Here is a 21,993-nt window from a genome sequence, read left to right on the forward strand (position 1 = left end):
CGGGCAGTGTACATACTAGTAGGTACAGTCGCGAGGCCGAAGAGCAGGGCGGCGGGAGCGTCCCGCCGCCCTGCTCCGGACCGGAACGCTCAGGGGCTCGCGAAGCCGATGTCGGCCGACCGCACCACGCTGCCGAGACGCGGGAAGTCCAGCCGCACGGAGGCGTCGTGCTCGGCGGCCGTCAGCGCGGACATCGCGTCCGCCGCGAACACCAGCCGGTAGCCGAGGTCGGCCGCGGCGCGGGCGGTGGACTCCACACCCATGTTCGTCGCGATCCCGGCCATGACCAGCGTGGTGACGCCCCTCCGCCGCAACTCCTCGTGCAGTCCGGTGTCCTGGAACGCCCCGACCGTCTGCTTGACGACCACGGCGTCCGCCGACTCCCGTACCGTATCGACGAGTTCGCTGCCCGGCGGCTGCTCGGGCACGCCGGGACGCCGGACCCGTACCGCGACCACGGGGGCGCCGGCCGCGCGGAAGGCGCGGGCCAGTTCCAGCGCGGTGTCGAGCACCTGCGCGCCGGAGTGCGGCGCGAGCGGGAGGGCGACGATCCGTTCCATCAGGTCGATCAGCACCAGAGCGGTGCGAGCGGGGTCAAGACCAGGAGCGAGCGGGGACTCGTGTCCGGCGCCGCCCCGGCTGTCGTGATCATGAGCGGTCATGATCGGGACCCTACCCGGACCGCCTCAGGGCCGCCGGGTGATGCAACGAGTGGAATATGCGCGGGAGTTGAAGGGAATCCGTGCTCGCCGGGTGGCGGTGGCGGTCGCGCCCGGCGTCACCTCCGAAACCCGCGCACTACCCGAAAGAGCGGTGTGGCGGGCGGGTTCCCGCATCTTGCGTCCCCCGGCGGCACGACGGTTACGCTGGGCGGGAACGACGACGTGGGAGGAGAGCGGACGTGGCCGAGAGCACCATCGGACAGCCGTTGGCCAACGGGAAGAAGCCGCAGCTCGATCTGGCGAACGCGGAGTGGCTGTCCAGCAGCCAGGGCAGGGGCGACGTGCAGATCGCCTTCGTCGAGGGGTACATCGCGATGCGCGACGGCCGCAACCCCGACGGTCCCGCCCTGATCTTCACCCCTGCCGAGTGGCGCGCGTTCGTTCTGGGCGCCCGCGACGGCGAGTTCGACCTGACCTGACGCGACCCACCGGGCCCACCCGGCCCGGCCGACCGGCCGGCTCACCCCGGCGGGTCATCCCCCGGGATGGGCGCGGCCGGTGGTCGGATCCGGGCGCCCGGGCCTACGGCCAGGGGCCGAGCCGGGGCAACGGATCGCCGGCCGGCGGGTTCCGCGGATGGCGTCCGGCCAGCCAGGCGACGAGGTCGGTCAGTGTGCCGGTGACCGCCACCGGCGCGCCGCTGCCGAAGGTGTGGTCCGGCGCGCCGTCCGGGGTGCTCCAGGTCAGCCGTACCCCCTCGGGGACGCGCGCGGCGAGGAACTCCACGGCGTGCGCGCAGAACTCCGGCGACCAGTCGGCGCCGGAGGGGCCGAGTTCCAGGTCCACGGTGTGGATCTCCAGCTCGCGCCACCAGGCGAGCCCCGCGTCGAGCAGCACGCCGTCGCGGTACCGCACCGGCCGCTCCCAGTCTCCCGGCTCGACCGCCGCCCAGGACGCCTCGACCTCGTCCAGCGCCGCTGCCAGGGCGGACGTGAACTGGAGCGCGCTGCGCCGGTGCCCGGCCTCGATCGCCGCGTCCCGGGCCGGGCGGCCGCCGTCGTACACGTCGATGAGCCGCCCGCGCCGGGCGTAGCGGGCCTGCCGTGCCAGCGCCAGGCCCACTCCTTCGATGTGGCTCAGAACGTGCCCGCGGGTCCAGCCGGGCAGTGTGCTCGGCCCGCGCACCTCCTCCTCGGTGAGCGCGGGCAGCAGCGCGCGCAGCCGGTCCTGCCCCGCGGTCAGGGCGCTCTGCAGCGCCGCCGGGGTCGTCTGGGTCACGGCCACAGCAGCCCCCGGTCCCAGCCGTCGTCCGTCCGCGTGTAGCGGACGCGGGTGTGCCGGCGGTCGGGGTCGCCCTGCCAGAACTCGACGCCGAGGGCGCGCACCGTGTACAGCGTCCAGTCGGCGGCGACCAACTCGGGCTCGCGGGCGACGCGTTCGGCCGACGCGGCGACCGCCGCGTCGCGCTCGGCGAGGCCGGACAGCGGTTCACTCTGCCGGCCGAGCAGCGCCTCGGCGCGGGCGCCGGGGGAGCGGGCGAGGAAGTCCGCTGCCGAGTCGTCCGCGGGAGCCGGCTCCACGTCGCCCGTGACGCGGACCTGGCGTGCCAGTTGCGGCCAGTAGAAGGTGAGCGCGGCAGACGGCCGGAAGGCGAGGTCGCGCGCCTTGCGGCTGCTCGCACCGGAGGCGAACTGCCAGCCCTGGTGGGAGACGTTCTTGAGGATCAGCACGCGGGCCGTCGGCGTGCCGTCCTCGCCCACGGTGGACACGGTCATCGCGTGCGGTTCGCGCACCCCCTCGCGGACGGCGGCCAGCAGCCACTCGGCGAACAGGTCGTGCGGGTCGGCCGGAAGTGCGGAGACGTCGAACTCCGGCAGCTCACCCGAGAACACCTCGATACCGCGCAGGAGTTCGCGGAGGTCGGACACGGTTACCCCCTCAGTGGTAATGGTCTGTGGTGAAGATACCATTAGCCCATGCGAGTTGATCAGTTGGCGCTGGACCTGGCGGTCACCATCCGGCACGACGGGCACGGCGGGGTCGCCGACGACCTGGCGGAACCGGCCGGTCTGACCCGCTGGGTGCAGGGGCATGCCGCGGACCTGGTGCCCGCCGGGTACACCGCGGACGCCGCGGCCCTGGCCGCCGTCGTCGAGGTGCGCACGGCCGTCCGCGCGCTCTTCGCCCGGGCGGTGCTGCCCGGCCCGCCCAGCTCCGCGGACGCCGCGAAGCTGCCCGACCCGGCGGCCGCGCTCGGCCGGCTCAACGCGGCGGCGGCGCGCGTCCCCCTCCTCCCGCGGCTCGACTGGCCCGAAGACGGCGAGCCCGTCGCCCGGTTCGCCGCGGCCGGCACGGTGACGCCCGCGGACCGGCTGGCGGCGGCGCTCGCCCACGCGGCGATCACGTTCCTGGCCGGACCCGACCGGGCGCGGCTGCGGGCCTGCCACGCGCCGCGCTGCGTGCGGTACTTCGTGCAGGACCACCCGCGGCAGGAGTGGTGCAAGCCCGCGTGCGGCAACAGGGCCCGCGTCGCCCGCCACCACGAGCGCCGGCGGGCACAGGGGACGCCCTGAGAACCGCCCGTCGCGCCCGGCGAGGGGGCGCACACGGGGCGCATGGTGGGAAGGAAGCGGGAGCGCGGTGGTGGGGGAGACGGGACGCGTGGGAAGGTCGGGCCCGGTGCCGTGCCGGTCCGCCTTCTGCCAGTGACGAACCGGCACGGCTGTTCACCCTTACACCCCGCACCCGACGGCGTACGCTGTGAGGCCACCGGACAGATGTCCGTACGGCAAGGGCGTGCGCCGGGCGCACGCACTGCCGACGGCAGGGGGTGCAGCATGGCACAGCGCGAGGCGCACAACAGGCGTGCGCTGCTGGAGCGCGAGGCCGAACTCGCCGCCGTCGACGACGCACTGGCCGAACTCACCGGAGCCGGAGGACCCGCCCGCGGCGGACTCCTGGCCATCGCCGGACCCGCCGGGGTCGGCAAGACCAGTCTGCTCAGCGAGGTCCGCACCCGGGCCGCCGCCCACGGCTGCACGGTGCTCTCCGCCCGCGGCGGCGACCAGGAGCAGCAGGTCGCCTTCCACGTCGCCCGCCAGTTGCTGCAGCCCCGCCTGGCCGGCGGCACCGACGCCGAAGTACGCGAGACACTGGGCAGTTGGTACGGCATCGTCGGCCCCGCCCTCGGCCTGTGCACCGCCGACGGCCCCGCGCCCGACCCGCAGGGCCTGCGCGACGGCCTCGACTGGGTGCTCACCCACCTCGCCGTCCAGCTCGCACCCACCGTCCTGGTGCTGGACGACGCCCACTGGGCCGACCAGCAGTCGCTCAACTGGCTGGCGGCCTTCGCGCCGCGCGCCGACGAACTCGACCTGCTCATCGTGGTCGCCTACCGGCCCGACGAACTCCCGCCCGGCGCCGACGCGTTCCGCGTCCTGCCCGGCCGCGCCGGACACCGTCCCATCGGCCTGGCACCGCTCACCGAGGCGGCCGTCGCGCAGCTCGCCCGGGACGTCGTCGGCCCGCACGCCGACGACGCCTTCTGCCGCGAGTGCTGGGCGGTCACCGCCGGAAACCCCTTCGAGGCCGTCGAGTTGATCGCGAAGGTCCGTGACCGCGGGCTGCCCCCCGACGGCACGAGCGTGCACCTGCTGCGCGACCTCGCCGCCGCCGTCAAGGGCAGCGGCCTGATCACCCGGCTGGAGCGGCTCGGCCCGTCGACCGTGCGGCTGGCCTGGGCGGCCGCCGTGCTCGGCACCGAGGTGCGCCCGGCACTGGCCGCCACCGTCGCCGGGCTCGGCACCGAGACGGCCGCCGACTGCGCCGACCGGCTGCGCGAGGCCCGCATCCTCACCGGCAGCCGCACCCTGGAGTTCGTCCACCCGCTGATCGCCACCGCCGTCTACCGGGCCATCCCCGACGCCGTCCGGGTCGCCCTGCACGGACAGGCGGCGTGGGCGGTCGTCGACGCGGGCCTCGGCCCGGGAGCCGCCGCCCGGCACCTGCTGGAGACCCACCCGGAGGGCGATCCCTGGGTGGTCCACCAACTCCGGGCCGCCGCCCGGGAGATGCTGCGGGCCGGCGCACCCGAAGCGGCCCGCACCCACCTCGCCCGCGCCCTGCGCGAACCACCGCCGCCCGGCGAACGGGCGGCGGTGCTGTACGAGTTGGGCTGCTCCTCACAGCTCCTGGAGCCGTCCACCACGGTCAACCACCTGCGTGCCGCGCTGGAGGAGCCGATCGACGACCCGGAGCTGCGTGACGGCATCCACTTCCGGCTCTCCCAGTCGCTGGCCCACAGCGACCGGCTCAGCGAGGCCGCCGAGGTCGTGGCCCACGCCGCCCGCACCGCCACCAACGCCCGCACCCGGCTGCGCATGCAGTCCGAGCAGTTCATGTGGGACGCCTTCCGCGCCGACGAGCCCGACTCGCCCAGCCGCTCCCGGCGGCTGACCCGGCTCGCGGACCGGCTCTCCGGCCGCGACCTCACCGAGCGGTACATCATCGGTCTGCGCGCCTGGGACGCCCTGCTGCGCGGCGAGCACACCTCCACCGTGCTGCGGCACGCCGGACGCGCCCTGGAGGGCGGCCTGCCCTGGGCCGACGAGGGCCGGGGCTTCGAGGTGCCGGTGCTCGTCGCCATGACCTACCTGTACTCCGACCGGCCCGACCGGGCCGAGGAGCTGTTCGCGACCGGCATCGCCGACTTCGAGCGAATGGGCTGGCGCGGCGCCCACCTCTCCTTCGGATACCTGCTGCTCGGCTATGTCCGCTACCGCGGCGGGCGGCTCGCCGAGGCGGAGGAGCTGGCGCGCGACGGGCTGCGGCTGGCCGAGCGGGTCGGCCGCGGCACCCCCGTGCAGTGGTACTCCGTCGCGGTGCTCATCGAGATCCTGATCGCCCGCGGCCGCACCGAGGAGGCCACCGCGCTGGCCGCCGAGTACGCCTTCCGCGAGCCGTTCCCCGCCGCGGTCACCTTCCCCGACGCGCAGGCCGTCCACGGTGAGCTGCTGCTCGCCCGCGGACTGCACAAGGAGGCGGCCGCGGAACTGGCCGCGGTCGGCCGGCGCCTGGACCCGCGCGGGATGCGCAACCCCGGCTGGTGCCCGTGGCAGCTCCACCTCGCGCTCGCCGAGGCGCACGACGCCCCCCAGCGGGCCCGGGAGAACGCCCTGGACGCGGTGGCCCGCGCCCGGCAGTTCGGCGCGCCCTCCGCGATCGGGCACGCGCTGCGGGTAGCCGCCGAGGTGGTCGGCGACACCGACGAGGGCCTGACGCTGCTCGCCGAGGCCGTCGACCGGCTCACCGGCTCGCCCTCCGGCCACCAGCTCGCCTGCGCGCTCGTGGCACACGGCTCGGCGCTGCGCCGCACCGGCTCCACCGTGGCGGCCGCCGCCGAACTGGAACGGGGTCTGGCCGCCGCCGTGCGGTGCGGCGCCGACGGGCTGGCCGAGCGTGCCCGCGACGAGATCGCGGCGCTCGTGCCCCGCCCTGCGCCGGGCGCCCACCCGGCTCCCGCGGGGGGACGCGGCGCCCGCTAGGCCGGGGACGGCGGCCGGCCCGGTCCCACGGCAGCTGTGTATGCGCCGCCGTCCCCTCTCACCGTTCTCACCGTTCCCTCTCACTGTCGTCCCATCGGCTCCTGCGAGGGCCCGCGGCGGGCGCCGGTGCGTCCCGATCGTCCGGATCCGCGGCCGCCGCCCGGCTCCCGCCTGCCTGCGGCTACCCGTACGATGGCGGCATGTCCTTCCTCCGCCGCCGTAGCGCAGCCACGCCCACCGGGCCGGACTTCGACGTCCTCGCGATGGACCCCGGCGACTGGCCCGGCGACCTCGGAGCCGGGCTGCTGCCCGGCCCGGACGGGAGCTGCCAGGGCATCTACCTGCGCTACGACCTCTTCGGCGGCCGCGGTCCCGCGATGCTCATCGGCAACCTGCCGGAGGGCTCGCCCGCCCGCGAGCTGGAGGAGGGCCAGGTGCCGTTCGAGGTCGCCCAGCTCCTGGCCGCGCTCGGCAACGACGAGCCCGCCGAGGTGGTCCAGGCCGAGGACACCCCGGTCATGCAGGGCGACAACCTGCTGATCGTCCGGCGGATCAAGATCTCCGAGTCGCGGGTCGCCTGCGCGCAGTTCGAGCGCAGCGACGGCGTTCAGGTCACCATCGCGACCTGGGACCGGCCGATCACCGACGACCTCTACCAGCTGCTGAAGCCGCTGCCCGCGGAGATGTTCCAGGCGGGCTGACCGCGGTCCCCGGGTCCCGCGCGAGCGGCGGGCGGACGCCCGGGAGCGAAGCACGAAGGGGCGCCACCGGATTCCTCCGGTGGCGCCCCTGTCGTCGTGCGGGTCAGCGGGACGTCAGTGCGGCGCCCCCACCGGCGACGGGAGCAGCGTCACGTCGTCGGCCTTGACGTACTCGACGCGGTGGCCGAGCTGGATCTCGTAGTAGAGCTGCTTGCCCCGGACCACCTTGTGGTTCTGCGCCGTGTCGTAGGTGACCGCGTAGTAGTACTCACCGGGCACCACGTTGCCGACCACGTACCGCTGGCCCGCGGCGATCGTGTACGGCATGGCGTAGATGCCCTGCACCGGGACGTCGGACGGGTAGGCGGCGGCCTCGGGGTAGGCGCGGCCGTACACCGGGATCGAGGACAGGCCCGCCTTCGGCGTGATCACCAGACCCACCGAGTTCACGGCCGTCGGGTTGCTCTTCGGGTTGAAGAACCACGCCTCCTGGCCGAGGTACCAGATGGCGGTCCAGTCGCCCTGCCGGTCCGCCACCGCGTACTGCTGGCCGGTCGAGGCGCGGGCGCCCACGTCGTTCACGCCGGTCGTGCTCGCGCCGGTCGCGCCGTGCAGGCCGATGTCCTTGACCAGCGGCGCGTCCGTGCTGGGCGCCGTGTAGAGCCGCACCGCCTCGGAGCCGTAGGCCGGGCAGGTGTCGCCGGCCTTCACGCAGCCGGTGTACACCGGCTGGTTGCTCGCGAAGTCCGGGTCGATCGTCACGATGCCGCCGCGCGGGCCGGCCGTCGGGTGGAGCGGCGCCCCGAGCAGGTCCATGTAGTGCGCCCAGTCCCAGTACGGCCCGGGGTCGGTGTGCATGCCCGAGATGTAGGACGCGGTCGGCCCGGGGACGTTGTCGTGGCCGAGGATGTGCTGGCGGTTCAGCGGGATGTCGTACTTCGCCGCCAGGTACCGGACCAGCCGCGCCGAGGACCGGTACATCGCCTCGGTGTACCAGGTGCCCGGGTCCACCAGGAAGCCCTCGTGCTCGATGCCGACGGACTTGGCGTTGGTGTACCAGTTGCCCGCGTGCCAGCCGACGTCCTTGGTGAGCACGTGCTGCGCGACGTGGCCGTCGGAGGACCGGATGGTGTAGTGCCAGGCCAGGTACGTCGGGTCCTGGACCAGCTGCATCGCCGTGTCCCAGTAGCCCTCGGTGTCGTGGATGACGATCGTGTCGATCTTCTGGCTGTTCGGCCGGTCGGCCTTGTCGTAGTTGCCGTAGTCACCGGGATCGGCGCCGGTGGACTGGTACGGCGCCGGCACCCACTCGCAGCCGAGCCCGGGCGGGCACTCGGTCCCGGCGTCGTTGGCCTTCGGCAGGCCCATCCGCGCGGTCTGCCCGGAGGCCGGGACCAGCGACGGGTCGGCGGCCAGCGCGACGTGCTCGCCGCTGTCGGTGGTGCGGGTCTGGCCCTGCTTCATCACGTCGAAGACGTCGTCGGCGAACGAGGCGGCGGTCTGCTCGTCGGTCGCCCCCGAGTAGCGGGCGACGGCCGCGTACCAGTCCGCCGGGTCCGAGCTGAGCGGCTCGCCGAGCGCCTTCTGCGTGTCGGCGAGGAGCGCGGCGCCGCCCGCGACGTTGTCGGCCGCGTCGTCGCGCAGGCCCGCGGCGCTCAGACCGGTCAGCGTGGCGGCCCGGTCCAGGGTCGTCAGGCCGGCCGGCAGCGCGGCGACGTCCGGGGCCTCCGCGGTCGCCCTGGTGATCAGCGGACGGGAGCCGTCGCCGCGTCCGTCGTCGCCGCCGTCACCCAGTGCCTGCTGCGGGAACTGCGCCAGCGCGGTGCGCGCGTCGGTCAGGTGCATCGGCCCGTAGCCGCCGGTCACGCTCGGCATGCCCTGGTGGCTGTCCCACCGCGACTCCATGTAGGAGACGCCGAGCAGAACGCTCTGCGGCACGTGGTACTGCTGCGCGGCGGAGGTGAACGCCTGCTGCAGCGAGCCGGCGGCCTCCTGCGCCGGTTCGGCCGCGTGCGCGGTCCCGAACACGGGCAGCAGGGCGGCGGTCGCCGCGACGGCGGTCACGGTCCGCGGCAGGCGTCGCCCGCGGCGTCTGTCGTTCGGGGGAGCGGATCCTTGCACAGCAGCCTCCTCCAGGGGGTACCGGTCGATCGGCACCCCACAGGTATCGGCTCGCGAATGATCCGTCAACCACTTGTCAGGCAGCCATACATGACGCTGTCTTCGCACGTCAGCGCCGTGCTCGCGGCAACTTTCCGCCCGCGGCCGCGCCGACCTGCCGCGCGTCACCGGTATGGACCACTGGGGAGCGCGGCGCGCCCCGCGCCGGCCTTCCCGAATTCCCTCCCGGCCCGGGGCGCGCGCGGCGAACCCCGGGGCCGGCCTGGGCCGGTGCGGAGGCGGCGGCCGATCAGCGGGTGCCGACGGCGGCGCGGACGGCCCTGCGGGCGAGCCCGCAGTCGTCGTGCAGCCGGCGGAGCAGCAGGCGCTGTTCCTCGCCCGCCTCGGCGGCGCCCGGGACGACGGGCCCGGTCGCGCGCATGGTGCGCTGCACGGCCGTCTCGTAGGTGCGGATCTCCCGGGTGAGCACCAGCATCAGGTTGACCAGGAAGGCGTCCCGGGCGGTCGGCCCGGCCGCCTGCGCCTGCTGGCTGATCTGCCGCCGCGCGGACGGGTCGTCGCCGAGCACCGACCACAGGACCGCCAGGTCGTACCCGGGCAGGTACCAGCCCGCGTGCTCCCAGTCCACCAGCGAGGGACCCGCCGGCGACAGCAGCACGTTGGACAGCAGCGCGTCGCCGTGGCAGAACTGCCCCTGCACATGGGCCAGTCCGTGCAGCAGCTTCTGCAGGTCGCCCATGTCCCGGTCGGTCAGCAGGCCGAGCTCGTGGTAGCGGTTGATGCGCGACGGATAGTCGATCGGCGCGTCGAAGGCGCCGGCCGGCGGCCGCCACGTGCCGATCCGCGTGTACGCCTGCAGGGCCGCGCGCACGTCCCCGCGGGTGGGGGCCTGCGACGGGTGGCGCTGCGGGGTGACCACGCGTCCGGGCATGCGCTCCATCACCAGGACGCAGCTCTCGGGGTCGGCGGCGATGAGCCGTGGCACCCGGACCGGCGGACGGTGCCGGACGAAGGTGCGGTAGGCCGCTATTTCGTGGCGGAAACGTTCCGCCCAAGCGGGTGACTGGTCCAGCAGGCATTTGGCGACCGCCGGGGCCCGCCCGGAGGTGCCGATCAGCAGCGCGGTCCTGCCGCCGCGCCGCAGCAGCTGCACGGGGGCGAACTCGGGGCAGATCCGCTGCACCGCGGCGACCGCGGTGCGCAGCTGGGCCCCCTGCGGACCGGTCAAGTCGAGTCTCCCGCTGAGCGGATGGGAGCCGGCGGCCGCGGTCCGCCGGACGGCGGTGACGGTGCGCCGTGGCGGCTGCCGGAGGGCCGGTTCCCCGACGGCGGGGAACGCGGGCCGGGGCGGTGCGGACACGGAGGACGATGCCGAATACATGATGAGGAAGCAGATCCCTTCGTGTGCCTGCGTGCTCGGGGACGCCACTCCCGACCCGGGACCGCACCCTGGGGAATGCGGTTCCGGAGGCGGGGTGGCGCGTTCCTACCTGACACCCGCGCGCGGGTGGCAGACCATCTGGCGGACCCTGGCGAACCCTGGCGAATAGTCGCGCGGCGATTGTCGGGGGGAATAGTGTCAACGGTGCCGAGGAACCTGGGGGCTTGACGTGGACAACGAAGCGAACACGGCCAACACCCGGCTCGCGGACCTGTTCGGCCTCACCGGCTGGTCCAAAGGCGAACTCGCACGGCTGGTCAACCGGCAGGCGGCGGCCATGGGCCACCCCCAGCTGGCGACCGACACCTCGCGGGTGCGCCGGTGGATCGACACCGGTGAGTCGCCGCGCGAGCCCGTGCCGAGGGTGCTGGCGGCGTTGTTCACCGAGCGTCTCGGCCGTGTCGTGACCATCGAGGATCTCGGGTTCGACCGGCGCCGGCAGACAGGGAGAAAACCGACCGGAGACGGCCTGCCGTGGCCGCCGGAACGAACCGCCGCGGTCCTCACCGAATTCACGGGAATGGACCTCATGCTCAACCGACGCGGTCTGGTGGGCGCGGGCGCCGCGCTCGCCTCCGGCACCGTACTCAGCACAGCCATGTACGACTGGCTCCACACCGACCCCGCCCTGGCGGCCGACGCACCGGCGGTCGACGATCCGCTGCACGCCGCCCCCGCCGCCTACGACCGCTACGAGGCGGCCCCCGTCGGCTCCCAGGAGATCGAGTCGCTGGAGCGCTCCGTCGAGGTGTTCCGCGCCTGGGACGCCTCGCGCGGCGGAGGGCTGCAGCGCAAGGCCGTCGTCGGCCAGCTCAACGAGGTGGGCGGGATGCTCTCCTACCGCCATCCGCCGCACCTGCAGCGCCGGTTGTGGGGGGTGGCCGCCAACCTCGCGGTGCTGGCCGGCTGGATGTCCCACGACGTGGGCCTGGAACCCACCGCCCAGAAGTACTTCGTCATCGCCGCGCACGCCGCGCGCGAGGGCGGCGACCGGCCGCGGGCCGGCGAGGCGCTGTCCCGGGCGGCCCGGCAGATGGTGCACCTGGGCCGGCCCGACGAGGCGCTGGACCTGATGAAGCTGGCCTCGTCCGGCTCCGGCGAGGACACCCTGCCGCGCACCCGGGCGATGCTGCACACCATCGAGGCGTGGGCGCAGGCGTCCCTGGGCCACGGCCAGGCGATGCGGCGCACCCTCGGCGAGGCCGAGGAGCTCTTCGTCTCCGACCGGGACGACGTGGCGCAGCCGAGCTGGATGCAGAACTTCGACGCGGCCGACCTGCACGGCATGGAGGCCCTGGCGTACCGCACCCTGGCCGAGCACGACCCGGGGGCGGCGGTGCACGCCCAGCGCCACGCGAAGGAGGCCATCAGGCTCCGCGGCGGCGGGCACGAGCGGTCGATGATCTTCGACTACCTCTCGCTCGCCTCCGCCTGCTTCATCGCCGACGACCCCGAACAGGCGGACACCTACGCGCGGTTGGCGCTGCTGACGATCGGTCAGACCTCCTCGCACCGCACCTGGGACCGGCTGCGCGAGATGTACCGTCTCACCGCCCGGTACGCCGACCACCCGGGTATTCAGGACCTGCGCCAGGAGATCGAGACCGCGCTGCCGACGAAGCGGGGCAAGGGCCGGGCGGGGAGCGGTGGGGGCGAGGGCCGGATCCCGGTGTGAGGGGCCCGCGAGCGGGCCGGCCTGACGCCGAACGGGCCGGACACCTCGCCTCGCCGGCCGCTCACCACCGGTGACCGGCCGGGCTTCCCCCCACCGCCCGCCCGCCGTCGCCCGGACACGACCGGAAGGTGCCGGCGGCCGCCCCGGGGATCGGGCCGACGGCCGCCCGCGCCGGTCAGCTGATCCGGGCGACCAGTACGCAGGCGTCATCCTCGCGCTCCGGTACGCCGAACTCCTCGGCCACCATGCGCATGCAGTCCTGCGCGGACCGGGCCCCGGCGAACTGCGGCGCCATGGCGAGCAGGCGGTGGACGTCGTCGTCGTCGCCGGGGCCCGGAGGGCGCCGCGGCACCAGGCCGTCGGTGTGTAGGACCAGCAGGTCGCCGGCCGCCAGTTGCTCGCTCGCCTGGGCGTAGGACGCGCCGGTGGTGGCGCCGAGCAGCACGCCCTCCGGCGGCGCCAGCCGGCGCCCCGTCCCGCCGCGGAACAGCAGCGGGGAGGGGTGCCCGGCCTGCGACCAGTTGAGCACCCGGCTGCGCGGGTCGTAGCGGCAGCACAGCGCGCTGCCCAGGGCGGGCTGCGGGGAGGTGTCCAGCAGTTCGTTGAGCCAGCCCATCAGCGGGCCGGGCTGCAGACCGGCGACGGCCATACCGCGCAGCGCGCCCAGCAGCATCGCCATGCCGGAGGTGGCGGCGACCCCGTGCCCGGTGAGGTCGCCGACCGTCAGTAAGGTCGCGCCGTCCGGCAGCTGCATCGCGTCGTACCAGTCGCCGCCGATCAGGCCGCTGGTCGCGGACGGCAGGTAGTGTGCCGCCAGGTCCATGGTCACGGGCCCACCGTCCTGCGGGAACTGCAGGGTGCCGCGCCACGGGGGCAGCACGGCCTCCTGCAGCTCGACCGCCAGCCGGCGCTCGGTCTGGGCGATCTGCCGCTGGCGCTCCAGGGAGTCACGGGTCTCCCGCAGCGTCCGCTGGCTGCGGCGCAGATCGCTGACGTCACGGACCACCGCCCACATGGAGACGGCGCCTCCGTCGGCGCCGAGCACCGGCTCGCCCACCATGTGCACCGTGCGCACCGAACCGTCGGCCCGCACGATGCGGAACTCCCCGTCGATCGACCGGCCGTCGACCAGGCAGCCGGTCACCATCTCGGTCAGCAACTGCTGGTCCTCGGAGAACAGCCACGACGGCAGCTCGTCCAGGGTCAGCGGGCCGTCCTCGGGGGAGCGGCCGAAGATCCGGTAGAGCTCGTCCGACCACTGCACGTCGTCGGTGAGCAGATCCCACTCGGCGCTGCCCGCCCGGCCCAGCCGGCCGATCGTGGCGGCGTCCGGCACGCGGCTCTGCGCCGGGATGTCGAGGAGCAGGTCGTCGGCCCGGCCGTCCAGCTCGAAGCCGTCCTTGAGCTGCCCGAGGTGGCTGTCGAGGTCGTCGAGCTGGTGCACGGCGAGGTCGCACAGCGCGCGCTGCCAGCGCTGCTGCGGGTCCTCGGCGGGCGCGCCGCCGTCCCGCAGGACCGCGTCGACGCGCGTCCTGAGCTGGCGCGCCTGGGAGATCAGCGCGTCCACGGCGCCGGGATCCGGCGGCTGAGCTGCGGTGTGATCCGCGTGCGTAGGGGACGGCATGACGCACTCCGAACGTGTCTGCTGGCAGGCGCAGAAGCGTCCGCGAGCGGCTTCGTGGACGCAATGGACCGGTAACGACTGTTGCACAGTGAGCGATGGGCCGTAAGGGTTTCTGCGATACCCGATCCGGTGGTGCTTTCGGCATATGCCCGCTGCCCGCTCCGTCCGTGTGGACCTTCGGACACCTGTACGTCACCGGGTGTCCCGGCATGTGCCACCCGCCGCCACCCCCGGCGGGCCGTCGCTCCCGGCGGCCCGCGCACCCCGCCCCGCCCCTGGTTGTGGGCTTCCGCCAACCGGACGGGAGCGACATCGAGCGCCCGAATCGGTAGGCTTCGGCCGCCCGTCCCCACGGAATCCCCCGCTCCAGCCAGGCATGGACCGCCCGGTGGCCGGTAAGGATGCCGGGCACCGGCAGCGGAAATCCCGTTGCCATGGAATCCCCCGCACCGGATGCTGACCTCATGTTCGACCCAGACATAGCGCCCAGCGGCACCCTTCTCGGCCTCCTCCAGCGAGGACGCGGGGACGGGCCCCTGCATGCCCTGGCGGCCGAGCGGGCAGAGGCCCTCGCCGCCCTGGAGCAGTGCGTGCTGCGCGACCCCCGGCTCGACTGGCGGGTCGAGTCGCGCTCCTTGTACTACGCGCGCCTGTACTCGGACCTCGAAGGGCCGCTCGACGGGATCGAACACCACCTCTTCCACCCCGACGACCTGATCGCCCCGGACGAGCACCGCTGCGGCCTGGCCCTGTCCGTCCTGGGGCACCTGGCGGGCTACGGCCGCCGCGACGCGCTGCGGCTGCTGCGCCGCTACGCCGCGACCGGCGGCTGCTGGGAGTGGGCCCTGGACGAACTGGCCCTCCGCGACGACGAGGCCGGGCTGCGCGCCCTGGGCCCCGCCGTGGTCGGCCGCTTCCCGCTGAGCACCGAGGGCGACGCGGACCTGGCCCGCGCCGTCCGCGAGGCCTACGAACCCCGTCCCTGGCAGCTCTGGGCCGAGGACACCGCGCACCCCGAGACCGCCGAACGCGTCCGCAAGGCCGCGGAACAGGTGTCCTTCGACCGCTGGCAGCGCCAGATGCGGCCCGCGGGACCCACGCCCGGCTGGAGCGTCGCCGCGGTACTGGAATGGGCGCAGGACGGCCTGGCCGCCTATCCCGCCGTCGAACGCGACCAGCCCGCCGCCCGCTGCCTGGCCGCCGTCGCCGGACCCGAGGACCGCCCCGCACTCGTGGACGCCGCCCGGCGCGGCCCGTCCGCCGCCCGGGCCGCCGCGCTGCGCCACCTCACCGACCGCCGCGACCCCGACCGGCTCGACCTCATCGAGGCCGCCGCCGGGGACCCCGACGAACGGGTGGCCCGCGCCGCCCTGGAGTCCTTCGAGCGGCTGCGTGACGAGGCGGCGCTCGCCCGCGCCCGCTCCTGGGTGCTGCGCGCCGACGCCCTCGGCGCGGCCGCCGCCCGCACCCTCGCCCGGCACGGCGGCCCCCAGGACGCCGACCTGGTGCTGGCCGCCCTGCGCCGCACCGTGCAGACCGGCGGCGCCGACGCCGAGGGGCTCGACGCCCTCGTGGAGGGCGTCGGCCGGCTCGCCGAGGGCGCCGCCGGCGAGGACGGCGCCGAAGGCCGGCTGACCGCCTGCCGCGCCGCGCCCGTACTGCGGCACGTCTACCGCGAGACGTCCTCGTCCCAGTTGCGCGGCCTCACCGCCCAGGCACTGGCCGCGGCCGACCCCGGTTTCGCCGCGGGCTTCGCCGTCGAGTGCCTGTGGGACTGCGAGGAGGCCACCCGCGAACTCGCCGCGCACCGCGCCGCGTCGGGCGACGTCCGGGTGCTGACGCAACTGCGCCGCCTGGCCGCCGACCCCGCCGAGGAGGCCGAGGTGCAGACCGCCGTCCGCGGCCGCCTGAGTTCCGGCGGTTCCGCCAGGTGAGCCGCGACGCGAGCCCCGGGGCGAACCGGGAGTTCTAACGCTCACGGGCCGTTCCCCTTCGGGAAAGATCCACGTGGCCCTGTCAACTCCCGGTCCGGCGACAACCACCGTATGAGAGTCGCCATCGTCACGGAGTCCTTCCCCCCGGACGTCAACGGAGTGGCCCACTGCGCCCTGCGCACGGCCGAGCACCTCGTCCGGCGGGGGCACGAACCGCTCGTCGTCGCCCCCGCCGGCCCGCACGACACCGACCCCGCGCAGGACCCCTGCCCGGTCGTCCGGGTCCCGTCCCTCCCGCTGCCGGGCTATCCGCAGGTGCGGGTCGCGCTCCCCGGCCGCCGCACCGCAGCCGCGATCGCCGCCCACCGCACCGAACTGGTCCACCTGGCAAGCCCGTTCGTGCTCGGGGTGCGCGGCCTGGCCGCCGCCACGCGGCTGCGGATCCCCGCCGTCGCCGTCTACCAGACCGACCTGGCCGGCTACGCCCGCACCTACCTCAACGCCGGGGAGGCCGCCGCCTGGCGGCGCATCCGCGGCGTGCACGCGGCAGCCGCCCGCACCCTCGCGCCCTCCAGCGCCTCCGTCACCGCCCTCACCGGCCAGGGCGTGCCCCGGGTCTTCCTGTGGCCGCGCGGCGTCGACTCCGTGCGCTTCCACCCCGCGCACCGCGACCAGGCGCTGCGCCGCGAACTCGCGCCGCGCGGCGAGCTCATCGTCGGCTACGTCGGCCGGCTGGCCGCCGAGAAGCACGTCGAGACCCTCGCCGCGACCTGCGCGCTGCCCGGGGTGCGGGTGGTCGTCGTCGGCGACGGCCCGAGCGCCCCCGGACTGCGGGCCGCCCTGCCCGGCGCGGTCTTCCTCGGCCGCCGCACCGGGGACGATCTCGCGCGCGTCTACGCGTCGCTGGACGTGTTCTGCCACACCGGCCCCTTCGAGACCTTCTGCCAGACGGTGCAGGAGGCCATGGCCAGCGGAGTGCCCGTCGTCGCCCCGGCGGCCGGCGGCCCGCTCGACCTCGTCGACCACGGCCGCACCGGACTGCTGGTGCCCCCGCTCGACGGAACCGCCCTGCGCGACGCGGTCCGGCTGCTGCACCACGATCCCCGGCTGCGGGTGCGCTACGCCACCGCGGCGCGCGCCGCGGTGGCCGACCGTACCTGGGAGTCCGTCGGCGACCAGCTCCTCGACCACTACTCCGCGGTCCTCGGCGAGCGCGCGGCGGCCGTGGCATGAACGGCACCGAACTCCGCCCCCGCACGCCCGGGCAGGGCCTGCGCATCGTGCGCGTGGCCAACTTCGTCACCCCCGTCTCCGGTGGCCTGCGCACCGCCCTGCGCCACCTCGGCGAGGGGTACGCGGCCGCGGGACACGAGCCGGTGCTCGTCGTCCCGGGGCCGCGGGCCGCCGACGAACTCACCCCGCAGGGACGCGTCGTCACCCTGCCGGGCCCCGAGATCCCCGGCACCGGCGGCTACCGGCTGCTCGCCCGCCGCGCGCCCGTCGCGGCCCTGCTGGAGTCCCTCGCCCCCGACCGTCTCGAGGTCTCCGACCGCACCACCCTGCGCTGGACGGGGGAGTGGGCCCGCCGCCACCGGGTGCCGGCCGTCATGGTCTCCCACGAGAGCGCCGACGGCGTCCTCGGCACCTGGGGCCTGCCCCCGGCCGCCGCCCGCCGGGCCGCGGACGCCCTCAACCGCCGCACCGCGCACGCCTACACCAAGGTGCTGTGCACCACCGCCTGGGCCGCCGAGGAGTTCCGGCGCATCGGCGCCCGCAACGTGGTGCGGGCACCGCTGGGCGTCGACCTCGACGGCTGGCGGCCCGGCAGCCGCGACCCGCGGGTCCGCGCCCGGTACGCCCGCGACGGCCAGGTGCTGCTCGTGATGTGCTCGCGGCTCTCACCGGAGAAGAAACCGGAGACCGCGCTGGAGGTGCTCGCCCATCTGCGCGGCTCGGGGGTCGACGCGGTGCTGGTGGTGGCCGGTGAGGGGCCGCTGCGCACGAGGCTGACCGGTCAGGCGCGCGCCGCCCGGCTGCCGGTGACCTTCCTCGGCCACGTCGCGACCCGCACCGAGCTGGCCGGGGTGCTGGCCTCCGCGGACGTCGCCCTGGCCCCGGGCCCCGTGGAGACCTTCGGGCTCGCCGCGCTGGAGGCGATGGCCTGCGGCACTCCGGTGGTGGTCAGCTCCCGGTCGGCGCTCCCGGACATCGTCGGACCGGCCGGCGCCGCCGCCCGCACCACCGAGGAGTACGCCGCGGCCGTGCGGCGGCTCGCCGACGTGCCCGAGGAGGTGCGGCGGGCCCGCGCCCGGGCCCGCGCCGAGCGGTTCACCTGGCCGGCCGCCGTCGACGCGTTCCTCGCCGCCCACGACGCGGCCCCGCTGCCGGCCGCGAGACCCGCGGAGCGGGCGCGATGAGCGGGGTTCGCGGCGGCGGCCGCAGGGCTGCCGCGGGGGCACGCCGGGCCGAGCCCGGTGGCGGCCGGCGGATCGCCCCTGCCGGGGAGGAGCCCGATGCGGGGGCCGCGCCCGGCGCCGGGGCGGTGTCCGCGACCCGGGCCGGGCCCGAGGTGAGGTCCCTGCCCGGGACCGGGGCGGCGCCCAGGGCCGGGACTTGGCTCGGGCCGGTTGCCGCACTCGGCACCGGGAACGGGAAGGTGCCCGGGACCGGTCCGGCCCCGGGGACCCGGGCCACGCCTGGGGGCGACCCCGCACCTGGAACCGGGTCTGCGCCGGGGGCCGCATTGCCGTTCGGGACCCGGGGCGCCCCTGGGACGAGGCCCGCTCCCGGGGCCAGGGCGGGGCTCAGGACGCGGGCAGTGCGCGGAACCACGGCGGCACCCGGGATCGGGGCTTGGCCCAGGTCGGTTGCCGCAATCGGGACCGGGGCCGCGCCCAGGTCCGGGACTTGGCTCGGGCCGGTTGCCGCACTCGGCACCGGGAACGGGAAGGTGCCCGGGACCGGTCCGGCCCCGGGGACCCGGGCCACGCCTGGGGGCGACCCCGCACCGCCGACCCGGCCCGGGGACGACGTCCGCGATTCCGGGGCCCGCGGCGAACTGGCGTACCCGGGGCGGGACCTGGTGGGGGCGGGGCGTGAACAGGGCGGCTGACGGGCTGCGGTTCGCGGTGCTGGGCGACTCCCTCAGCGAGGGGCTCGGCGACCCGCTGCCGGGCGGCGGCTGGCGGGGCTGGGCCGGCATCCTCGCCGAGGCCCTCGGCGACGACGTGGTGCTGCTGAACTCCGCCCGCAGCGGGGCGCGTTCGGCGGACGTCGCCGGCCCCCAGCTCGCCGCCGCGCTGCGGCACCGCCCGCACCTGGCGTCGGTGGTGGTCGGCGGCAACGACACCCTGCGCGGCGGGTTCGCCATCGGTCGCGTCGCGGCCGAACTGCACGCCACCGTCGGCGCGTTGCGGGCCGCGGGTGCCGAGGTGCTGACCGCCTGCCTGCCCGACCCCGGCACCGTGCTCGGCCTGCCGTGGCCGCTGGCACGGCCGTTGGGCCGCCGGATGCGCGCCCTCAACGACACCGTGCACGCCCTCTCCGACCATCACGGTACGCTCCATGTGCACGTCGCCGAACGCCCCTGGTCCACCAGCCCCGGCAGCCTCAGCGCCGACCGGCTGCACCCCAGTGAGGCCGGACACCGGCTGCTGGCACGGGACTTCCACGCCGTGCTCGCCGCCGCCGGGCTGGCCCACGGCCCGGGCCCCGCCCTCGCGACGGACGGTCCGGCGCCCGGGCGGGCCTCGTCGGTGTGGTGGATGGCGACCCGCGGCACCCGCTGGGTCGCGGAGCGCTGCACCGACCTGCTGCCGGACCTGCTGCGCCTGGCCGCCGCGGAGTACCGCTGCCAGGCGCGGGGCGGCGGCGCCGAGCTCGACGCCGCGTCCGACCGGGCCACCGCCCGCGCCCTGGCGTCCCTGGGCCTGGCCCCGGCCGTGCCGGACTACCCCAGGACCGGCGCCCGCACCGGCACGAAACGGATCCGGGTGCCGGGCGGCGACTGGGCCGCCGCGGGCAGCGAGGTCTCCGGCACGACACCGATCACCGGGTAGCCGCCGGTCGTCGGGTGGTCGGCGAGGAAGACCACCGGACGGCCGTCCGGCGGCACCTGGATCGCACCCAGCACCATGCCCTCGCTGGGCAGTTCGTCCGTGCGGGCCCGGGTGAGCGCGGGCCCCAGGGTGCGCAGGCCGATGCGGTTGGAGGCGGGGGAGACGCGCCAGTCCCCGGTGGCCAGCGTGTGCGGGGCGTCCGGCGTGAACCAGTCGTCGCGCGGCCCCGGCACCACCGGCAGCACCAGTTCGCCGCCGGGCGCCGGGTACGGCTGGGGATCGGCCGCACGGCTGCCGTTCTGCGCCGGCCCGACCGGCAGCGCGTCTCCGTCGGCCAGCGGCCGCGGGCCGAGCCCGGACAGCAGGTCGGTGGACCGGCTGCCGAGGACGGGGTCCACCGCGACGCCGCCGGCCACGGCCACGTACGAGCGCAGGCCGAGCGTCGCCGCCCCCACGTCCAGCAGCGCGCCCGCGGGCACCCGTACCGGGGCGCCCCAGGCGGCGGGCCGCCCGTCGACCCGCACCGGGCAGGGCGCCCCGGTCACCGCGACGACCACCGGCCGCCCGGCCCGCAGGGCGCAGCCGCCCACCGTGGTCTCCAGTGCCGCCGCCCCCGCCGCGTTGCCCACCAGGCGGTTCGCCAGCAGGAACGCGGGCGGGTCCAGCGCGCCCGAGCGCGGCACACCGAGATGGGCGTGCCCGGGACGGCCCAGGTCCTGGACGGTCGTCAGCGGGCCGGCGCGCACCACCCGCAGCTCCGCGGGCCGGGCGGCGCTCACCGGACCGCCACGAAGCGCACCGCCGTGCCCGGGGCCAGCAGGGCCGCCGGGTCCCGTCCGGCGTCCCACAGCGGTGCGTCCGTGGTGCCCAGGATCTGCCAGCCGCCCGGGGAGGCGCGCGGGTACACCCCGGCGTAGGGGCCGGCCAGTCCGACCGAACCCGCCGGGACGCCGGTGCGCGGCGTCGCCCGGCGCGGTACCCGCAGCTCCGGCGGCAGCCCGGTCAAGTACCCGAACCCCGGGGCGAATCCGCAGAAAGCCACCTGCATCGGGGTGGTCGTCACGATCCGGACGACCTCACTGTCGGTGGTCCGCCACAGGGCCGCCACGTCCGCCAGGTCCGGTCCGTCGAAGCGCACCGGGAGCTCCACCGCCGCACCCGGCCGCCCGGGCACCGCCGGCACCTCCCACCGGTCGACAGCCGCCGCGAAGGACCGCGGGTCGGCCACGCCCGAGACCAGCACCGTGCGGGCGGCGGGCACGATCTCGGTGACGCCGGGCAGCTCTCCCGCCGCCCGCCGCCGTACCAGCTCGGCGTGCAGGGCCACCGCCTGATCGGCGTCCGCCACCTCGACCAGGACCGACGACAGCCCGGCCGGCAGCACCCGTATCGCGGGGCTCATCCGAAGGCCTCCACCCGCACCCCGGCCTCGTCCAGCGCCCGCCGCACACCCGCCGCCAGCAGGGCGGCGCCCGGGGTGTCGCCGTGGACGCACAGCGAACGGGCCCGCACCTCCACCGGCTCGCCGGTCAGCGCCGTCACCCGGCCGTCCCGCGCCATCGCCACGGCCCGCGCCACGACCGCGCCCTCGTCCTCGACCACCGCGCCCGGCCGCGAGCGCGGCACGAGCGTCCCCGCGGCGGTATAGGCGCGGTCCGCGAACGCCTCGGCCACCCGCGGCAGTCCGGCCTCCGCCGCGGCGGCCAGCAGCCGCGACCCGGGCAGGCCCAGCACGGGCAGCCCGCCGGCCAGCCGGACGCCCGCCACCACCGCCGCGGCCTGCGCCTCGTCGTGCACCACCCGGTTGTAGAGGGCGCCGTGCGGTTTCACGTACGCCACCCGCGAGCCGGCCGCGCCGGCGAAGACCTCCAACGCGCCGATCTGGTAGGCGACCTCGGCCGCCAGCTCGTCCGGCGGGACGTCCATCGAGCGCCGCCCGAAACCGGCGAGGTCCCGGTACGAGACCTGCGCGCCGATCCGCACGCCGCGCGCGGCCGCCAGCTCGCACACCCGGCGCATCGTCGCCGGGTCGCCCGCGTGGAACCCGCACGCCACGTTGGCGCTGGTGACCACCGTCAGCAGCGCCTCGTCGTCCGTCAAGCGCCAGCGCCCGAAGCCCTCGCCGAGATCGGCGTTGAGATCGATGACCGTGTCCGCCATGATGATCCGCCCGGTGTCGTCGCTGGAAATCGCCGGAAAGCCGTGGTGCCGGAGCCCGGCGCGGCCCGCGGTCC

18 protein-coding genes are annotated in these 21,993 nt (G+C 75.9%); 9 read left to right on the forward strand and 9 right to left on the reverse strand.

Features of this window, described 5'->3' with window-relative positions; all coding sequences use genetic code 11:
• Positions 1-89: 89 nt before the first annotated feature.
• On the reverse strand, positions 90-662 hold the full coding sequence (locus K7862_RS23765) for an isochorismatase family protein (RefSeq protein WP_222965843.1): 573 nt from the start codon (positions 660-662) through the stop codon (positions 90-92).
• A 239-nt stretch (positions 663-901) separates the two neighbouring features.
• Between K7862_RS23765 and K7862_RS23770 the strand changes: the two genes are divergently transcribed.
• A complete protein-coding gene (locus K7862_RS23770) occupies positions 902-1,141 on the forward strand; it encodes a DUF397 domain-containing protein (protein WP_222965845.1) in 240 nt (79 codons plus the stop codon).
• A gap of 103 nt (positions 1,142-1,244) precedes the next feature.
• On the opposite strand, the gene K7862_RS23775 is transcribed toward K7862_RS23770, so the two are convergent.
• Together K7862_RS23775 and K7862_RS23780 are read right to left on the reverse strand one after the other, a co-directional pair.
• Entirely contained in the window at positions 1,245-1,940 is a 696-nt protein-coding gene (locus tag K7862_RS23775) for a maleylpyruvate isomerase family mycothiol-dependent enzyme (RefSeq protein WP_308012145.1), read from the reverse strand.
• Positions 1,937-2,590, reverse strand: a complete 654-nt coding sequence (locus K7862_RS23780; protein WP_308012146.1) for a pyridoxine/pyridoxamine 5'-phosphate oxidase — start codon at positions 2,588-2,590, stop codon at positions 1,937-1,939. The genes K7862_RS23775 and K7862_RS23780 overlap by 4 nt, the downstream gene beginning before the upstream one ends.
• Positions 2,591-2,638: 48 nt before the next feature.
• Between K7862_RS23780 and K7862_RS23785 the strand changes: the two genes are divergently transcribed.
• From K7862_RS23785 to K7862_RS23795, 3 genes are all read left to right on the forward strand, one after another.
• A complete protein-coding gene (locus K7862_RS23785; protein WP_222965851.1) occupies positions 2,639-3,235 on the forward strand; it encodes a CGNR zinc finger domain-containing protein in 597 nt (198 codons plus the stop codon).
• Between the two features lie 264 nt (positions 3,236-3,499).
• Positions 3,500-6,205, forward strand: a complete 2,706-nt coding sequence (locus K7862_RS23790; protein WP_222965853.1) for an ATP-binding protein — start codon at positions 3,500-3,502, stop codon at positions 6,203-6,205.
• 200 nt (positions 6,206-6,405) lie between these two features.
• Positions 6,406-6,906 carry a hypothetical protein gene (locus K7862_RS23795; protein ID WP_222965855.1) on the forward strand — a complete coding sequence of 167 codons (501 nt, stop codon included), beginning with the start codon at positions 6,406-6,408 and terminating at the stop codon, positions 6,904-6,906.
• A gap of 114 nt (positions 6,907-7,020) precedes the next feature.
• On the opposite strand, the gene K7862_RS23800 is transcribed toward K7862_RS23795, so the two are convergent.
• Positions 7,021-9,027, reverse strand: a complete 2,007-nt coding sequence (locus K7862_RS23800; protein WP_222965857.1) for an N-acetylmuramoyl-L-alanine amidase — start codon at positions 9,025-9,027, stop codon at positions 7,021-7,023.
• A 289-nt stretch (positions 9,028-9,316) separates the two neighbouring features.
• Positions 9,317-10,408: an aminoglycoside phosphotransferase family protein gene (locus K7862_RS23805; RefSeq protein ID WP_222965859.1), complete on the reverse strand. Its 1,092-nt coding sequence runs from the start codon at positions 10,406-10,408 to the stop codon at positions 9,317-9,319.
• 229 nt (positions 10,409-10,637) lie between these two features.
• On the opposite strand from K7862_RS23805, the gene K7862_RS23810 reads away from it, so the two are divergent.
• A complete protein-coding gene (locus tag K7862_RS23810) occupies positions 10,638-12,143 on the forward strand; it encodes a DNA-binding protein NsdB (RefSeq protein WP_222965861.1) in 1,506 nt (501 codons plus the stop codon).
• A gap of 175 nt (positions 12,144-12,318) precedes the next feature.
• Here K7862_RS23810 and K7862_RS23815 read toward each other — a convergent pair whose 3' ends face one another.
• The gene (locus K7862_RS23815) at positions 12,319-13,767 is read right to left on the reverse strand and encodes a PP2C family protein-serine/threonine phosphatase (RefSeq protein WP_222965863.1); all 1,449 of its coding nucleotides are present in this window, start codon (positions 13,765-13,767) and stop codon (positions 12,319-12,321) included.
• A gap of 464 nt (positions 13,768-14,231) precedes the next feature.
• On the opposite strand from K7862_RS23815, the gene K7862_RS23820 reads away from it, so the two are divergent.
• The 4 genes from K7862_RS23820 (at position 14,232) to K7862_RS23835 (ending at position 19,759) form a co-directional block, all read left to right on the forward strand.
• Positions 14,232-15,701 carry a HEAT repeat domain-containing protein gene (locus K7862_RS23820; protein WP_222965865.1) on the forward strand — a complete coding sequence of 490 codons (1,470 nt, stop codon included), beginning with the start codon at positions 14,232-14,234 and terminating at the stop codon, positions 15,699-15,701.
• A gap of 111 nt (positions 15,702-15,812) precedes the next feature.
• Positions 15,813-16,934 (forward strand): glycosyltransferase family 4 protein, encoded by a 1,122-nt coding sequence (locus tag K7862_RS23825; RefSeq protein ID WP_222965867.1) that lies wholly within the window; start codon positions 15,813-15,815, stop codon positions 16,932-16,934.
• Entirely contained in the window at positions 16,931-18,118 is a 1,188-nt protein-coding gene (locus K7862_RS23830) for a glycosyltransferase (RefSeq protein ID WP_222965869.1), read from the forward strand. The genes K7862_RS23825 and K7862_RS23830 overlap by 4 nt, the downstream gene beginning before the upstream one ends.
• Positions 18,119-18,796: 678 nt before the next feature.
• Positions 18,797-19,759, forward strand: coding sequence for an SGNH/GDSL hydrolase family protein (locus K7862_RS23835; RefSeq protein WP_222965871.1), 963 nt, complete (start codon positions 18,797-18,799; stop codon positions 19,757-19,759).
• Here the strand turns inward: K7862_RS23835 and K7862_RS23840 are convergent.
• Genes K7862_RS23840 through K7862_RS23850 form a run of 3 tightly spaced genes read right to left on the reverse strand, consistent with a single transcriptional unit; the run spans position 19,651 to position 21,919 of the window.
• On the reverse strand, positions 19,651-20,538 hold the full coding sequence (locus K7862_RS23840; protein WP_308012148.1) for a 5-oxoprolinase subunit C family protein: 888 nt from the start codon (positions 20,536-20,538) through the stop codon (positions 19,651-19,653). The two genes, K7862_RS23835 and K7862_RS23840, sit on opposite strands and share 109 nt — an antisense overlap.
• Positions 20,535-21,161, reverse strand: coding sequence for a 5-oxoprolinase subunit B family protein (locus tag K7862_RS23845; RefSeq protein ID WP_222965873.1), 627 nt, complete (start codon positions 21,159-21,161; stop codon positions 20,535-20,537). Before K7862_RS23845 ends, K7862_RS23840 begins: the two co-directional genes overlap by 4 nt.
• Complete coding sequence (locus tag K7862_RS23850; RefSeq protein ID WP_222965875.1) at positions 21,158-21,919, reverse strand: LamB/YcsF family protein; 762 nt, start codon at positions 21,917-21,919, stop codon at positions 21,158-21,160. Before K7862_RS23850 ends, K7862_RS23845 begins: the two co-directional genes overlap by 4 nt.
• Positions 21,920-21,993: the final 74 nt, after the last annotated feature.

Origin of the sequence: Actinacidiphila acidipaludis (assembly GCF_019890725.1) — a bacterium.
Lineage (GTDB): Bacteria > Actinomycetota > Actinomycetes > Streptomycetales > Streptomycetaceae > Actinacidiphila > Actinacidiphila acidipaludis.

Coding starts and splice junctions, on each gene's coding strand:
- K7862_RS23765 (WP_222965843.1), bottom strand. CDS start 662: ATGACCGCTCATGATCACGACAGCCGGGGCGGCGCCGGACACGAGTCC.
- K7862_RS23785 (WP_222965851.1), top strand. CDS start 2,639: ATGCGAGTTGATCAGTTGGCGCTGGACCTGGCGGTCACCATCCGGCAC.
- K7862_RS23790 (WP_222965853.1), top strand. CDS start 3,500: ATGGCACAGCGCGAGGCGCACAACAGGCGTGCGCTGCTGGAGCGCGAG.
- K7862_RS23795 (WP_222965855.1), top strand. CDS start 6,406: ATGTCCTTCCTCCGCCGCCGTAGCGCAGCCACGCCCACCGGGCCGGAC.
- K7862_RS23805 (WP_222965859.1), bottom strand. CDS start 10,408: ATGTATTCGGCATCGTCCTCCGTGTCCGCACCGCCCCGGCCCGCGTTC.
- K7862_RS23815 (WP_222965863.1), bottom strand. CDS start 13,767: ATGCCGTCCCCTACGCACGCGGATCACACCGCAGCTCAGCCGCCGGAT.
- K7862_RS23820 (WP_222965865.1), top strand. CDS start 14,232: ATGTTCGACCCAGACATAGCGCCCAGCGGCACCCTTCTCGGCCTCCTC.
- K7862_RS23825 (WP_222965867.1), top strand. CDS start 15,813: ATGAGAGTCGCCATCGTCACGGAGTCCTTCCCCCCGGACGTCAACGGA.
- K7862_RS23830 (WP_222965869.1), top strand. CDS start 16,931: ATGAACGGCACCGAACTCCGCCCCCGCACGCCCGGGCAGGGCCTGCGC.
- K7862_RS23845 (WP_222965873.1), bottom strand. CDS start 21,161: ATGAGCCCCGCGATACGGGTGCTGCCGGCCGGGCTGTCGTCGGTCCTG.
- K7862_RS23850 (WP_222965875.1), bottom strand. CDS start 21,919: ATGGCGGACACGGTCATCGATCTCAACGCCGATCTCGGCGAGGGCTTC.